This is a genomic window from Sphingosinithalassobacter sp. LHW66-3 (assembly GCF_050703275.1).
GTDB lineage: Bacteria > Pseudomonadota > Alphaproteobacteria > Sphingomonadales > Sphingomonadaceae > Sphingomonas.
Genome location: NZ_CP193482.1, coordinates 2,919,060 through 2,933,460, shown reverse-complemented (window position 1 = coordinate 2,933,460; position 14,401 = coordinate 2,919,060). Strand labels below are relative to the sequence as shown.

At 66.8% G+C, this 14,401-nt stretch carries 12 protein-coding genes; 7 read left to right on the top strand and 5 right to left on the bottom strand.

Features of this window, described 5'->3' with window-relative positions:
- Positions 1-2 precede the first annotated feature (2 nt).
- The 6 genes from ACQ450_RS14435 to ACQ450_RS14410 all read left to right on the top strand — a co-directional run bounded on the left by ACQ450_RS14435 (position 3) and on the right by ACQ450_RS14410 (position 6,266).
- Positions 3-1,631 (top strand): type II and III secretion system protein family protein, encoded by a 1,629-nt coding sequence (locus ACQ450_RS14435; protein WP_431469795.1) that lies wholly within the window; start codon positions 3-5, stop codon positions 1,629-1,631.
- Positions 1,632-1,651: 20 nt separating this feature from the next.
- Entirely contained in the window at positions 1,652-2,290 is a 639-nt protein-coding gene (locus ACQ450_RS14430; protein WP_431469794.1) for a CpaD family pilus assembly protein, read from the top strand.
- 1 nt (position 2,291) lies between these two features.
- Positions 2,292-3,581 (top strand): pilus assembly protein CpaE, encoded by a 1,290-nt coding sequence (locus ACQ450_RS14425; protein ID WP_188054394.1) that lies wholly within the window; start codon positions 2,292-2,294, stop codon positions 3,579-3,581.
- 46 nt (positions 3,582-3,627) lie between these two features.
- Complete coding sequence (locus ACQ450_RS14420) at positions 3,628-4,608, top strand: type II secretion system F family protein (RefSeq protein ID WP_431469793.1); 981 nt, start codon at positions 3,628-3,630, stop codon at positions 4,606-4,608.
- A gap of 7 nt (positions 4,609-4,615) precedes the next feature.
- The gene (locus ACQ450_RS14415; protein ID WP_431469792.1) at positions 4,616-5,614 is read left to right on the top strand and encodes a type II secretion system F family protein; all 999 of its coding nucleotides are present in this window, start codon (positions 4,616-4,618) and stop codon (positions 5,612-5,614) included.
- Between the two features lie 76 nt (positions 5,615-5,690).
- Entirely contained in the window at positions 5,691-6,266 is a 576-nt protein-coding gene (locus ACQ450_RS14410; RefSeq protein WP_431469791.1) for a hypothetical protein, read from the top strand.
- A 30-nt stretch (positions 6,267-6,296) separates the two neighbouring features.
- Here ACQ450_RS14410 and ACQ450_RS14405 read toward each other — a convergent pair whose 3' ends face one another.
- The 5 genes from ACQ450_RS14405 to ACQ450_RS14385 form a co-directional block, all read right to left on the bottom strand.
- The gene (locus tag ACQ450_RS14405) at positions 6,297-6,803 is read right to left on the bottom strand and encodes a chorismate--pyruvate lyase family protein (RefSeq protein WP_431469790.1); all 507 of its coding nucleotides are present in this window, start codon (positions 6,801-6,803) and stop codon (positions 6,297-6,299) included.
- A 29-nt stretch (positions 6,804-6,832) separates the two neighbouring features.
- Complete coding sequence (gene ppdK / locus ACQ450_RS14400; RefSeq protein WP_431469789.1) at positions 6,833-9,499, bottom strand: pyruvate, phosphate dikinase; 2,667 nt, start codon at positions 9,497-9,499, stop codon at positions 6,833-6,835.
- 84 nt (positions 9,500-9,583) lie between these two features.
- Positions 9,584-11,887 (bottom strand): glycine--tRNA ligase subunit beta, encoded by a 2,304-nt coding sequence (gene glyS, locus ACQ450_RS14395; protein WP_431469788.1) that lies wholly within the window; start codon positions 11,885-11,887, stop codon positions 9,584-9,586.
- Entirely contained in the window at positions 11,884-12,228 is a 345-nt protein-coding gene (locus ACQ450_RS14390) for an endonuclease domain-containing protein (RefSeq protein ID WP_431469787.1), read from the bottom strand. The genes glyS and ACQ450_RS14390 overlap by 4 nt, the downstream gene beginning before the upstream one ends.
- A gap of 122 nt (positions 12,229-12,350) precedes the next feature.
- Positions 12,351-13,217 carry a glycine--tRNA ligase subunit alpha gene (locus tag ACQ450_RS14385; protein WP_188056578.1) on the bottom strand — a complete coding sequence of 289 codons (867 nt, stop codon included), beginning with the start codon at positions 13,215-13,217 and terminating at the stop codon, positions 12,351-12,353.
- A 184-nt stretch (positions 13,218-13,401) separates the two neighbouring features.
- Between ACQ450_RS14385 and ACQ450_RS14380 the strand changes: the two genes are divergently transcribed.
- Positions 13,402-14,400: a TraB/GumN family protein gene (locus ACQ450_RS14380; RefSeq protein WP_431469786.1), complete on the top strand. Its 999-nt coding sequence runs from the start codon at positions 13,402-13,404 to the stop codon at positions 14,398-14,400.
- Position 14,401: the final 1 nt, after the last annotated feature.

Here is a 14,401-nt window from a genome sequence, read left to right as displayed (position 1 = left end):
ACATGCGTTTTCTGGCCAAGCCGATGGTACTGCCGCTCGCGGCTGTCCTCGCCACGGGAGGCGCGGCCGCGCTGTCCGTCGCGCCCGCGGCGGCGCAGACGACCGCCCCCTCCCCGACCAATCTCGTCCAGATCAGCACGGGCGGCGGGCGGCTGGTGACGCTCGACGCTCCGATGACCGACGTGTTCGTCGCCAATGCCGAAGTCGCCGACGTGCAGGTTCGCTCACCGACCCAACTCTATGTGTTCGGCAAGGCGCCGGGGGAAACCACCGTGTATGCGACCAGTCGCGGCGGCGGCGTCGTCTATGCCGCCACCGTCCGCATCGCGAACAACATCGATTCGATCGATTCGATGCTGCGCCTCGCGATGCCCGAGGCGCAGATCGTCGCCACTCCGATGAACGGCCTGATCCTGCTCACCGGCACGATCGCCAGCCCCGACGACGCGGCCGAGGCCGAGCGGCTCGTCCAGGCCTTCGTCGGCGAGGAGACCCAGATCATCAGCCGGCTGCGGACCGCCACGCCGCTGCAGGTGAACCTGCAGGTTCGGTTCGCCGAAGTGAGCCGCAGCTTCGTCAAGAATGTCGGCGCGAATCTGCTGACCCGCGACACCACCAACGGCTTCCAGTTCGGCATCGGTTCGGGCCGTTCGCCCGGCACGATCGGCTCGGTCGACACCTCGAACCTGCCGCAGCTGGACGCATCGGCGCGGTTCGGGCTGCCGGCGGGCTCGATCGAGCTGCCGTTCGATCCGCGCATCGGCGACTTCGTCTATCCCGATACCGGCACGCAATTCGACTGGTCGAAGGGCCCGCAGCAGGCGACGCTCGCGCTGGCAGGCCGGCTGTTCGGCCTCGACATCCTCTCGGCGATCGATCTCGGCGAGACCATTGGCCAGGTGACCACGCTCGCCCAGCCGAACCTGACCGCGCTTTCGGGCGAGACCGGCACGTTCCTGGCGGGCGGCGAAATCCCGATTCCGATCGCGCAGGGGCTCGGCGCCGTCTCGATCGAATATAAGCAATACGGCATCAGCCTGGCCTTCACGCCCACCGTTCTGGCCGACGGTCGCCTCTCGCTGCGCGTCCGGCCCGAAGTGTCGCAGCTGAACTATGCCCAGGCCGTCCAGTTCGAAGGCACGATCCTGCCCAGCGTCTCGACGCGCCGCGCCGAGACCACGGTGGAGCTCGGCTCGGGCGAAAGCTTCATGATCGCAGGGCTGTTGTCGAACACGCATGACAATTCGATCGACAAGGCACCCGGCCTCGGGGACTTGCCGATCCTGGGCACGCTGTTCCGCTCGAACGCCTTTCAGCGCAACGAGACCGAGCTGGTGATCGTGATCACCGCGACGCTCGTCCGGCCGGTGACTTCGAACCAGATCTCGCTGCCGACCGACGGCTATCAGGCGCCGGACGACTTCTCCCGTATCCTCGGCGGTCAGCTCTCGCGCTCGACCGATGCGCCGCCGCCCCGGCCGTCGATGGCACCCGCGCCCGCCGCAGCGCCGGCGCTCGGCGCCGCGGCTCCCGTCCAGCCGCAGCCGCAGGCATCCGAGCCGGCTCCGCAGCCGCGCCGCGAGCAACGCCGCAGCGATGGTTCCGCCGCCCCCGGTTTCAGTCTCGATTGATGCGCACTCAGGAGATGCTCATGTCCCCCCGTATCGCGCTTTCCGTCCTGCTCGCTCCGGCGCTGCTGCTCGCCGGCTGCGGCACCTATAACGGCGGCGTCGATTCGCTGCACCAGCCGGTGGTGTCGCGCAGCGACTATGTGTTCGATCTCGCCACGGCGGGCTACGGCCTGGCTCCTGGCGAGGAACAGCGCCTCGCCGGCTGGCTGCAATCGATGGGTCTGCGCTATGGCGATCGCGTCGCGGTCGACGACGGCGGCCACCCCTCGGGCGCGCGCGAGCAGATCGCTGCCGTCGCGGGCCGACATGGGATCCTCCTGTCCGATCATGCTCCTGTCACGATGGGCACGGTCGCGCCGGGAACGGTGCGCGTCGTGGTCACCCGCATGACCGCCAGTGTTCCGAGCTGCCCCGATCACAGCCGCGAATATCAGCCCGACTTCGGCGCGAGCACGAGCTCCAACTTCGGCTGCGCGATCAATTCGAACCTCGCGGCAATGACCGCGAATCCGGCCGATCTCGTGCGCGGCGAACCGGGCGCCGACATCGCCGATCCGGCAACCGCGACTCGCGCGATCCGCAGCTACCGCGAAGCCAAGCCGACGGGCGCAGAGGGCCTGCCCGCGGCGACTCCCACCATGGGCGGAGGGAACAACTAAAGTGAACGCCCCCTTCAACCCCGGCCGAACCGGCCATCGCGAACCGTTCGTCGCTTTCGTCTGCGACGAGACGACGGCGGAGCTGCTGCGCCCGATTGCGATCGAGCTCGGCTGGTCGCCGGAGAAGGTCAACAAGGGCGGACTACGCAATGCCGTTCAGACGCTCTCCGTCTCCGCGAGCCCCAACATCCTGTTCGTCGACCTGTCCGAATCCGGCGATCCGCTCAACGATATCAACGCGCTGGCCGAAGTGTGCGAGCCCGGCACCATCGTGATCGCCGCAGGGCAGGTGAATGACGTTCGCCTCTATCGCGACCTGATCGCCAGCGGCATTCAGGACTATCTCCTGAAGCCGCTCAATCCCGACGCGCTGCGCGAGAGCTTCGCCCAGGCGCAGGCGGCATTGGCAGCTCCAAAAGTCGCCGAGACATCCGCCGATCGGCCGCATTGCGCGATCGCAGTGATCGGCACCCGCGGCGGCGTGGGCGCCTCGACGATGGCGACGTCGCTCTCCTGGCTGATGAGCGAGCGCCACGTCAGAACGACTGCGTTGCTCGATCTCGACGTGCATTTCGGCACCGGCGCGCTTGCGCTCGATCTCGAGCCCGGGCGCGGCCTGACCGATGCGATCGAGAATCCCAGTCGCATCGACGGACTGTTCATCGAGCGCGCGATGGTCCGCGCGTCCGAACGACTCGCCGTGCTTTCGGCCGAAGCACCGATCAACTCGCCGGTCCTCACCGATGGCGCCGCTTTCTATCAGCTGCAGGAGGAGATCCGCACCGCATTCGAGTGCACCATCGTCGATCTCCCGCGCTCGATGCTCGTGCTGCATCCGCATCTGATCGCCGATGTGCAGGTTGCGGTACTGGTCACCGAGCTCACCCTCGCCGCTGCGCGCGACGCGATCCGCATCCTGAGCTGGTTCAAGTCGAACGCGCCGCAGACGCAAGTGATCGTCGTCGCCAATCGCGTGCAGCCGAGCGCGCAGCTCGAGATCAGCCGAAAGGATTTCGAAGGGTCAATCGAGCGCAAGATCGATTTCCTCGTTCCGTTCGACAACAAGCTCGCCGCGCAGGCGGCAAAGCTCGGCAAGCCTTTCGCCGAGGCGGGCAAGAATTCGAAATCGGTCGCGCCCATGGTGGAGCTGTCCGAACGTGTCCTCGACTTCGCGGATGCAGGCGAACCGGCTTCCGTGGGCGGCAAGAAAGCAGGCAAGGCGGGCGGCAAGGCTGCATCGGGCAAGGGCGGCTCGCTCCTCGCCAAGCTGATGACGCCGAAGAAAAAGTAATTCCGCCGCTTCCGGGCGGCCAGTGAGAAGCGGAGGCGAACGCGGCATGAACATGCTGCCGTACCTGATGATCGGCGGGGGCGCTTTCGCGGTGCTCGCGATACTGGTGTTTGCCTTTTCGGGTCCGTCCGTACAGCGCGCGGGCTCGCGACGTCTTTCAAGCGTTCGCGAACGCCACGCCGGCCAAACGACGGTCGCGGCGGCGATGGAGGCGCAGATGCGCCGCATCTCCGCGCAGCGGGCAACGCGCGTGGACGCCGCAGCCGCACGTTTCATCCCGAACCCGGCGCTTCTGGGAAAGCGTCTCGCGATGACGGGCAAGGACTGGACGGTCGGACAATATGCGCTCGCCACGGTCGGACTTGCGCTGGTCGGCTTCGTCGCTCTCTGGTTTCAGGGCGCACCGCCGTGGCTGGCAATGTTCGCCGGGCTTTTCCTGGGGCTGGCCGTTCCGCACATGGCGGTCGGCTTCTTCATCGGCCGGCGCATCGCCAAATTCACTGCGAAGTTCCCCGACGCGATCGAGCTGTTGGTTCGCGGCCTGCGCTCGGGCCTGCCGATCACCGAGACGATGGCGGTCGTGGGAGCCGAGATCGAAGGGCCCGTGGGCGAGGAATTCCGTGCCGTTTCCGACAAGATGAAGATCGGGCGCACGCTCGACGTGGCGCTGCAGGAGACATCGGACCGGCTCGGCACTCCCGAGTTCCAGTTCTTCGTCATCACCATCGCCATCCAGCGCGAAACCGGCGGCAACCTTGCCGAAACGCTGTCGAACCTCGCCGATGTGCTGCGCAAGCGCAGCCAGATGAAGCTCAAGATCAAGGCGCTTTCGTCCGAATCCAAGGCGTCGGCCTATATCGTCGGCGCCCTGCCCTTCATCGTGTTCGGCATGATCTGGTTCATCAACAACCAGTATATGCTCAACTTCTTTCAGGACGAACGGCTGATGGTCGCCGGCGGCGGCGGGCTGGTCTGGATGGGGATCGGCGCGTTCATCATGGCCAAGATGGTCAATTTCGAGATCTGAGGCGGCAATGCAACCCACCAGCACCGCACCGATGATCCTGGGCGTCGACGTCCTGTGGGTGGCCACGCTGCTCGCGGGAGTCGCGACGCTGGCAATGCTGTATGCGCTTTACATGGCCACCACCGTGCGCAATCCGATGGCCAAGCGCGTCAAGGCGCTCAACGAGCGGCGCGAGCAGCTGAAGGCGGGCATCACAGCCTCCACGTCAAAGCGGCGTGCCAAGCTGGTCCAGCGGAGCGACGCTTCGGACCGGATGCGCAATTTCCTCAGCTCGCTGAAGGTGCTGCAGGAAAGCCAGGTCAAGGCCGTCCAGATCAAGATGCTGCAGGCCGGGATCCGGCGCAAGGAATGGGCCGTCGGCGTCATTTTCGGCCGGCTCGTGCTGCCGATCGTGATCGGTGGCCTCGCGGTGTTCCTCGTCTATGGCACGGACATGTTCGCGGACTGGGGTTCGCTCAAGAAATACGGGCTCGTCGCCGGCGCCTTCCTGCTGAGCTACAAGGCACCGGACATCTATCTCAAGAACAAGATCCAGAAGCGTTCGGCCGCGATCCGCAAGGGCCTGCCCGACGCGCTCGACCTGCTGGTGATCTGTGCCGAAGCGGGACTCACCGTCGACGCCGCCTTTGGCCGCGTCTCGCGCGAACTGGGCAAGGCCTATCCCGAACTGGGCGAGGAATTCTCGCTGACCGCGATTGAGCTCGGCTTTCTGACCGACCGCCGCAATGCGTTCGAAAATCTCGCGATGCGGATCGATCTCGATGCGATTCGCGGCGTGGTGACCACGATGATCCAGACCGAGAAATACGGCACGCCGCTCGCTTCGGCGCTGCGCGTCCTTTCGGCCGAGTTCCGCAACGAGCGGATGATGCGCGCCGAGGAAAAGGCTGCGCGGCTTCCCGCGATCATGACGATCCCGCTGATTCTGTTCATCCTGCCGGTGCTGTTCATCGTGATCCTGGGCCCCGCCGCCTGCGACATCAACGACGCACTGCTGACCGGCTGACACCCCGCCATCTTGCCTGTGGCGGAGAATCGCGGAGCAGGGTACATCGGCCTCACGATCATAGGGGAGGTCGATCATGCCGGAGTTGCCGTTCCAGACGCCGACCGAATTCGTTGCGCTTGCCCTAACGCTCATCGCCGGCTGGCTGCTGGGTCTCGCCAGCGCTCCGGGCGGGCGCAAGTGGAAGCAGCTCTATCAGGACGAGGAAGTCGCTCACGCAGGCTATCGGCACCAGGCGGAGACCGACCTTCGCGAAGCCAACCAACGCATTCGCGAGCTCGAATCCGAGCGCGAACGGCTGCAGAAGTCGCTCGACGAGGCACAAGCGGCTCCGCCGAGCGCACCGGCGGCAAGCGCCGATGCCGTCAGCGAAACCGATAGCGAACCCGGCGCCGGCTGGCGCGGCTGGTTCGGCTGGGGCCGCGACAATCTTGCGCGGATAAAGGGTATCGACGAAGCACGCGAGCAGCGGCTCAACGAGCTCGGCATCAAGACCTATCGCGAGATCGAGAAGATGACCGCCGACGACGAAGCGGCGCTCGAACAACGGCTCGAGGTCGAAAAAGGCACCATCGCCGATCAGGAGTGGCGCGAACAGGCCGCGATGCTGCGCGCGGGCAACGACGACGAGCACGGCCAGCGCTACGGCTGACCCGGCAACGCTGGGTCGGGCAGCGCCGGGCTACGGCAGCACGAGCGCGCGCTGGTACGTCTCGACCACTTCCGCCAGCGGCACGCCCGCGCCCGATGACACCAGCGCACGATGGCGCAGGACCGCGGCGGGGGGAGCGCCCCGCCCGTCCCACAGCCGTTCTGCGGCCAGATTGCGCCGCACCGGCGCGAGGTCCGCGATGACCGCGCCGAACGGCGTGTCGCTCTCCGCCAGCGCCGCGCGCATCTCCGGCGTCAGACGCTCGGGCACGAACCAATTCTCCGCCTCGGACAGCAGCCGCGCGCCGCAGACCAGCCGCACGCGCCGATAGCCGAGCGGCTCGTCCGCGCTCACTGCCAGCCGGTCGCGCTGCTCGGCGCTCGCGGGCACGTCGATTCCACGATCCACCTCCGCACGCACCGCCAGCCCGCCACAGCGGCGCTCCAGCACGCTCGTCGCGGTCGGACCCGCCAGCAAATCGGCGTGCAGCGCGTCGACTGCATCCTGCACAGCGTGCGCGAGCGGCGTCATGGTCATGCTGCCCAGGGCGATCGCGGCAAGCGGCGTCACACCCGCGCCGCGAGCGCCGCCTGCGCCGCCGCCAGCCGCGCGATCGGCACGCGATACGGCGAGGCCGAGACGTAATCGAGCCCGGTCTTCTCACAGAAAGCGATCGAGGCCGGGTCGCCCCCATGCTCGCCGCAGATGCCGAGCTTGAGGCCCGGCCGGGCTCCACGGCCGCGCTCCGCGGCAATCTCGATCAGCTCGCCCACACCTTCGATGTCGATGCTGACGAACGGGTCACGCGGATAGATGCCCTTGTCGACATAGGTAGTGAGGAACCGCCCCGCATCGTCGCGGCTCACGCCGAGCGTCGTCTGCGTGAGATCGTTGGTGCCGAACGAGAAGAACTCGCCCACCTCGGCGATCTCGCCCGCGCGCAGCGCCGCGCGCGGCAGCTCGATCATCGTGCCGACCAGATAGTCGATCGTGCGGCCCTTCTCCTCGAACACCGCCGTCGCCGCCTTGTCGACCAATGCCTTCATCAGCGCCAGTTCCTTACGCGTGGCGACCAGCGGGATCATCACTTCGGGGATCGGAGCCTCGCCCGATTTCGCCGCGACATCGCACGCCGCCTCGAAGATCGCGCGCGCCTGCATCTCGTAGATTTCGGGATAGGTGACGCCGAGGCGGCAGCCGCGATGGCCGAGCATCGGATTGAATTCGTGCAGCTCGGCCGCGCGGCGCTTCAGCGTCTCGACCTCGACTCCGGCGGCCTGCGCCACTTCGGCGAACTCGTCCTCCTCGTGCGGCAGGAATTCGTGCAACGGCGGATCGAGCAGGCGGATGGTGCAGGGAAGCCCCGCCATCACCTCGAAGATCTCGGTGAAATCCTTGCGCTGCTCGGGCAGCAGCTTCTCGAGCGCGACCCGCCTGCCCTTCTCGTCGCCCGCGAGGATCATCTGGCGCACTGCCGTGATCCGGCCGGAATCGAAGAACATATGCTCGGTGCGACACAGGCCGATGCCTTCGGCGCCGAACTCGCGCGCAGTGCGGCAGTCGGCGGGCGTCTCGGCATTGGTGCGCACCTTGAGCCGCCGGACCTTGTCGGCCCAGACCATCAGCGTGCCGAAGTCCCCCGCCAGTTCAGGCTGGAGCGTCGGCACTTCGCCGATCATCACTTCGCCGGTGGCGCCATCGATGGTGATGATCTCGCCTTCGCGCACTTCGCGGCTGCCGACGCGCATCACGCCTTCGGCGGCCTTGATAGAGAGCGTGCCCGCGCCCGAAACGCAGGGCCTGCCCATGCCGCGCGCGACCACGGCGGCATGGCTGGTCATGCCGCCGCGCGCGGTGAGGATGCCCTTTGCGGCGTGCATGCCGTGAATGTCCTCGGGGCTCGTCTCGATGCGGACGAGGATCACATCCTGACCATCGGCGGCGGCCTTCTCGGCGGTGTCGGCGTCGAACACCACCTTGCCCGAAGCCGCGCCGGGCGAGGCCGGCAGTCCCTTGGTCAGCACGTCGCGCGGCGCATCGGGATCGAGCGTCGGGTGCAGCAGCTGGTCGAGCGCGGAGGGGTTCACCCGCGCGACCGCTTCCTCTTCCGAGATCAGCCCTTCGCTCGCCATATCGACCGCGATCTTGAGCGCCGCCTTGGCGGTGCGCTTGCCGGTGCGAGTCTGGAGCATCCACAGCGTGCCGCGTTCAACGGTGAACTCGATGTCCTGCATGTCGCGATAGTGGCGCTCGAGCTTTTCGAACACCTGCGCCAGCTCGGCATAGGTTTCGGGCAGCGCCTCTTCCATCGACAGCGGCTTGGCGCCCGCCTTTTCGCGGGCGTCCTTGGTCAGATATTGCGGCGTGCGGATGCCGGCGACCACATCCTCTCCCTGCGCATTGATCAGGAACTCGCCATAATAGCCATTCTCGCCGGTCGAGGGATCGCGCGTGAACGCGACTCCGGTTGCCGAAGTCTCGCCCATGTTGCCGAACACCATCGCCTGGACGTTGACCGCCGTGCCCCAGTCGCCGGAAATGTCGTTGATGCGGCGATAGACCTTCGCACGCTCGGCGTTCCACGATCCGAAAACCGCAGCGATCGCGCCCCACAGCTGATCCTGCACGTCCTGCGGGAAGGGCTTGTCCCACAGCTCCCTCACGATCTTCTTGTATTCGTCGACCAGTGCCTTCCAGTCGGCTGCGGTCATTTCGGTATCGAGAGTGTAGCCGCGATCCTCCTTGGCGATCTCCAGCGCTTCCTCGAAGCGGCCGTGGTCGAGCCCGAGCACCACGTCGCAATACATCTGGATGAAGCGGCGATAGCTGTCCCAGGCGAAGCGCTCGTCCTCCGCCTTCGCCGCAAGGCCCTGCACCGTCTCGTCGTTGAGCCCCAGGTTGAGCACGGTATCCATCATGCCGGGCATCGACACGCGCGCGCCCGAGCGGACCGAGACGAGCAGCGGATCGGCATTGTCGCCGAACTTCTTTCCGGTGATGCCTTCGATATGGGCGACGCCGTTGGCCACTTCCTCGCGCAGCGAGTCCGGGAACGTCTCGCCCTCGGCGTAATAGCGGGTGCACATCTCGGTCGAGATGGTGAAGCCCGGCGGCACCGGCAGGCCGATCGACGCCATTTCGGCCAGATTGGCGCCCTTGCCGCCCAGCAGGTTCTTGTCGCCCGTGCCGCCTTCGGAAACGCCGCCGCCAAAGCGGTACACATATTTGGTCATCGGTCCGTCCCTGTTCTCAACTCTTTGTTTTCGCTGGGGAGGCGAAATGCATGCGGACAAAGGGCGGAAGCCGGCGCAGGTTCCCTACCCCTCGATCTTCGAGAAATCCGCCACCCGATGCACTGCGTCGCGCATCCGCGCCAGCAACGCGAGTCGTGCCGCGCGCTTCGCCGCGTCGGCGTCGTTCACCGTCACCGTGTCGAAGAAACGGTCGATCGGCCCGCGCAGCGTGGCGAGCGCGGCCATCGCGGCTTCGAAATCCTCGCGTGCGATCGCGGCGGCTGCTTCGGGCTCGGCCGCGTCGAGCGCAGCGATCAGCTCGGCCTCGGCGGGTTCGCGAGCATAAGGCTCGGCTGCCTCCCCGCCACCGTCAGCAGTTCCGGACGCCGGCTCTCCACCGTCGCCCCCGCGCAGGCGGGAGCGTATAGCTGCACCCTCGCGCACATGCTTTCCACCGTCGCCCCCGCGAAGGCGGGGGCCCATCTCTCCGTCCACAGGCGCTGGCATTTCGTCGACAGAGCCATGGGCCCCTGCCTGCGCAGGGGCGACGTAGCCTTCCTTCTTCAGGATATTCGCCGCGCGCTTGTACCCGGCGAGCAGGTTCGCCCCGTCTTCGGTCCCGACGAACGCCTGCAACGCATGGACGCGCGCGAGCAACCGGACGAGATCGTCCTCGCCGCCGAGCGCGAACACCGCGTCGATCAGATCGTGGCGGACACCGGCTTCGCGCTGCTGGACTTTGAGGCGATCGGCGAAGAAGGTGGGAAGCGATGTGAAGACGCTTTCCATGGCGGCTTTGTGCTCGACCAAAGCCTCGTCAGAGGATTCTGGCGATATGCGCAGATCGGTCATTCCTCGCAGGCCTCGGGTGATACCCTCCCAAAGGTTAAGCCGCAGACCGTTGCGCGTTAGGAGTTCCAGCACCCCCAACGCCGCTCGGCGAAGGGCAAACGGGTCCTTCGATCCAGTGGGCGGCATGTCCGCGAAGAAGAACGCGACGAGCGTATCCAGCTTGTCCGCCAGCGCCACCGCCACGCTCACCGGCGCGGTGGGCACCTCGTCGCCCTGCCCGACCGGCTTGTAGTGATCGCGGATCGCCTCGGCGACGCGGGTATCCAGCCCCTGCGCCTTGGCGAGTTCATAGCCGATGATGCCCTGCACCTCGGGGAATTCGCCCACCGTCTGGGTTACGAGATCGGCCTTGCAGAGAAGGCCGGCCTGTTCGGCAAGCTCGGCGAGTTCCGCCTGCGCCGGAGCACCGGAGTTTCCGACGATCCCCTCCTCGACCAGCCAGCGCGCCAGCTTGCCGACGCGCGTGGCCTTGTCCGCGACTGTGCCCAGCTTCTCGTGAAAGACGATGCGGTCGAGCTTCTTCGCCTGCTCGGCAAGCGGGACCTTCTTGTCCTGTTCCCAAAAGAAGATCGCGTCGGAGAGCCGCGCCTCGGCGACCTTGCGATTGCCCGCCACGATCTTGTCGCCGCCGTCGCGCGCGGCGATGTTCGCCACACAGACGAAGCCCGGTGCGGTCTCGCCAGTCTCGCACCGCACCGAGAAATATTTCTGGTTCACCTTGAGCGTCAGCTCCAGGATTTCGCGCGGGGCATCGAGCAGCCGCGCGTCGAAGCTGCCGAGCAGCGGCACCGGCCATTCGGTCAGCCCGGCGTTCTCGGCGACCAGGCTCTCGTCCTCGACCAGCACCAGCCCGGCCTCACCCGCCAGTTTCGCCGCGCCGTCGCGGATGATCGCCGCGCGCTCGGCGGGATCGACGATCACATGGCAGGCGCGCAGCTTCTCGACGTAATCCGCCGCCGATCCGATGGTGATCGCACCGGGATGGTGGAAGCGATGCCCTACTGTCGCGGCGCCGCTGGCGACGCCCGCGACCTCGCACGGCACCACCTCCTCGCCCAGCAGCGCGACGATGCCCTGCAGCGGGCGCACCCAGCGCAGGCTCTCGGTCGAAACCGAGGCATCGCCCCAGCGCATCGACTTGGGCCAGGGAAAGGCGCGGATCACCGCGGTGATCGCCTCCGCCAGCACCTCGGCGGTCGCGCGGCCGGGCTTGTCGATCACGGCGAACCACACGCCGTCGCAGTCTTCGAGCTGCTCGCGCGCCAGGCCGGTCTTGCGCAGAAAGCCTTCCAGTGCCTGCGGCGGAGCCGAGGTGCGAGGACCCTTGATCTCCTCGGACACCGCCTGCGTCGCCAGCGGCAGTCCGCGCGCGATCAGCGCGAGCCGGCGCGGCGTGGCATAGGTGACGAGCGCATCCGCCTCGATCCCGGCCTTGATCAGTTCAGCGGAGAACAGCTTGGCGAGGTCGTCGCGCGCCTTCGCCTGCATCCGCGCGGGGATTTCCTCGGAACGCAGTTCGAGCAGGAAATCGGTCATTTCAAATCCTCCCCGGCACGGGGAGGGGGACCATCCGAAGGATGGTGGAGGGGGCTCGCCACAAGCGCAGCGATCGATCCCGCCACCGCGCCCGCATCCTCAAGCACATCCGCGGCCGAAAAACGCTCCACTCGATATCCGTTGTCGATTAGAAAAGCGTCACGCCGCGCATCGCTTTCCGCACGTGGATTAAGATCGTGCGCCTGTCCGTCAACTTCGACGACCAGCTGCGCGGACGAGCAGTAAAAATCGACCACATATGATCCGATCGGATGCTGTCGGCGGAATTTTGCGCCAGTCTTTTGACCGCGAAGGCGCTCCCACAGGAGGACTTCAGGCAAGCTCAATTCTGTGCGTAACCTGCGAGCAGTCGCGGTTTCCGGACGGAGCTGACGCGGCACGCCCCCTCCACCGCGCTTCGCGCGGTCCCCCTCCCCGTGCCGGGGAGGATTTGCAGCCGCGCTCACAGGCTCCACCCCGGGAAGTTCGCTTCCCACTGTGGCGTCATCTTCTCGATATGCTTGGCGCACGCGCCCTTCGCCAGATCGCGCACGCGGCCGATATAGGCCTGGCGCTCGGCGACCGAGATCACGCCGCGCGCCTGGAGCAGGTTGAAGGTGTGACTGGCCTTGATCGCCTGTTCATAGGCCGGGATCGGCAAGTTGCGATCGAGGCAATTCTCGCACTCCGCCACTGCCTTGCGAAAGCCGTCGAACAGCGCATCGGTGTCCGCGACTTCGAAATTCCATTCGGACATCTGGCGCTCGTTCTCGAGGAACACATCGCCGTAGGTCACGCCCGCGTCGTTGAACCTCAGCTCGTACACGCTGTCGACATTCTGGATGTACATCGCCAGCCGCTCGAGCCCGTAGGTGAGCTCGCCCGCCACCGGCTTGCAATCGAACCCGCCCATCTGCTGGAAATAGGTGAACTGAGTGACTTCCATGCCGTCGCACCAGACTTCCCAGCCCAGTCCCCAGGCGCCCAGCGTGGGGCTTTCCCAATCGTCCTCGACGAAGCGGATATCGTGCAGCCCGAAATCGATGCCGATCGCCGCCAGGCTGCCCAGATACAGCTCCTGCAGGTCCGCCGGGCTGGGCTTCAGGATCACCTGATACTGGTAGTAATGCTGCAGCCGGTTGGGGTTCTCCCCATAGCGGCCGTCGGTGGGGCGGCGGCACGGCTGGACGAACGCCGCGTTCCACGGCTGCGGCCCCAGCGCGCGGAGCGTGGTGGCCGTGTGAAAGGTGCCCGCCCCCATCTCCATGTCATAGGGCTGGAGGATCAGGCAGCCGCGATCGCTCCAATAGTCGTGGAGCGTGAGGATCATGCGCTGGAAGCTGGGGGCGGCGGTCTCTGGCAAGGTATGTTCGCAGGTGCGGAAGGGGAAATCCGCCCCGCTTTGGCGCAGCCGACAGAACGGGTCAATGCCGCGGCCGTTGACTCGTGCGTGCGCCGCTGGCCCATTGTCCCGGATGAAGGGGAACGCTTGCCGGAAGGCCGCCTGCGCGGCGATGCTGCTGTCGCTGCTGTGGGTCGCTGGCCCGACGGCGGCTCAGACGCCACAGCTTCCCTACCACGGCTATCCGATGGACGAGGCCGTAGCACTGGACGGCACCATCGCCCGCCCGCCCGCCGAGGCGGCAATGGAGCTGCTGTACGCGCTGGAACGCGAGCGGGTGCGCGAGACGCAGCCTTATGCCCCGGCGCCGGCGATCTGGCGCATCGCCGATGCCGATACGACCATCTATCTCTTCGGCACGATCCACAGCCTGCCGATCGGCTTCCGCTGGCGCAATCCGGGGCTGGAGGCGGTCATCCTGCGCGCCGATTCGCTGCTGCTGGAATCGGTGGAGGAAGAGACCGAGGGGATCGACCTGATGCTGGGGCTCGCCGGGCGCGAGAGCATGCCGCCGCTCCAGGATCGCATATCGCCGCGCTATCACGCCAAGCTCGCTGCCTTTCAGCGCACGCTCCCCGCCGCACTCGTCGAACAGATGGACGCGATGCCAACCTGGGTCGCGGCGCTGAGCGTCTCCGCGGTCCGCGACATGCTGGCAGGCGAAGTCTCCGGCCAGGGCGCCGACGACTGGCTCGAACATCATTTCCGCAGCGTGGGCAAGCCGGTCGAGGCGATCGAGGACAGCGGCAGCGTGGTCGAAAGCATCAACGCCGTGCCCGAAGCTGCGCAGCGGCGGATGCTGGAGGCCGCGCTCATAACGCCGGCGCGCCGGCGCGACGTGCTGGAAGGGCCCGCACATGCATGGGCGCGCGGCGAAGTCGGCCCCGATTCGCCGCTGATCATCATGCCGGAAGACCTGGACCCCTCCTCCGCCCTCGCCGATCCGATGCTGACCCGCCGCAACGCCGCCTGGGTGGAGGAGCTGATCGCGCGGCTCGACTCGCGCAGCGGCGTGATCCTGTTCGCCGCCGGAGCGGGCCATTTCGTCGGCTCCGGCTCCGTGCTGGAAATGCTGGAAACGCGCGGAGTGGCGATCGAGCGCGTGCAATAAC

Excerpts from the sequence above, each read along its gene's own strand:
- ACQ450_RS14415 (WP_431469792.1), top strand. The coding sequence starts at position 4,616 with ATGCAACCCACCAGCACCGCACCGATGATCCTGGGCGTCGACGTCCTG.
- ACQ450_RS14420 (WP_431469793.1), top strand. The coding sequence starts at position 3,628 with ATGAACATGCTGCCGTACCTGATGATCGGCGGGGGCGCTTTCGCGGTG.
- ACQ450_RS14430 (WP_431469794.1), top strand. The coding sequence starts at position 1,652 with ATGTCCCCCCGTATCGCGCTTTCCGTCCTGCTCGCTCCGGCGCTGCTG.
- glyS (WP_431469788.1), bottom strand. The coding sequence starts at position 11,887 with ATGACCGATTTCCTGCTCGAACTGCGTTCCGAGGAAATCCCCGCGCGG.
- ACQ450_RS14380 (WP_431469786.1), top strand. The coding sequence starts at position 13,402 with ATGCTGCTGTCGCTGCTGTGGGTCGCTGGCCCGACGGCGGCTCAGACG.
- ppdK (WP_431469789.1), bottom strand. The coding sequence starts at position 9,499 with ATGACCAAATATGTGTACCGCTTTGGCGGCGGCGTTTCCGAAGGCGGC.
- ACQ450_RS14435 (WP_431469795.1), top strand. The coding sequence starts at position 3 with ATGCGTTTTCTGGCCAAGCCGATGGTACTGCCGCTCGCGGCTGTCCTC.
- ACQ450_RS14385 (WP_188056578.1), bottom strand. The coding sequence starts at position 13,217 with ATGATCCTCACGCTCCACGACTATTGGAGCGATCGCGGCTGCCTGATC.
- ACQ450_RS14410 (WP_431469791.1), top strand. The coding sequence starts at position 5,691 with ATGCCGGAGTTGCCGTTCCAGACGCCGACCGAATTCGTTGCGCTTGCC.
- ACQ450_RS14405 (WP_431469790.1), bottom strand. The coding sequence starts at position 6,803 with ATGACCATGACGCCGCTCGCGCACGCTGTGCAGGATGCAGTCGACGCG.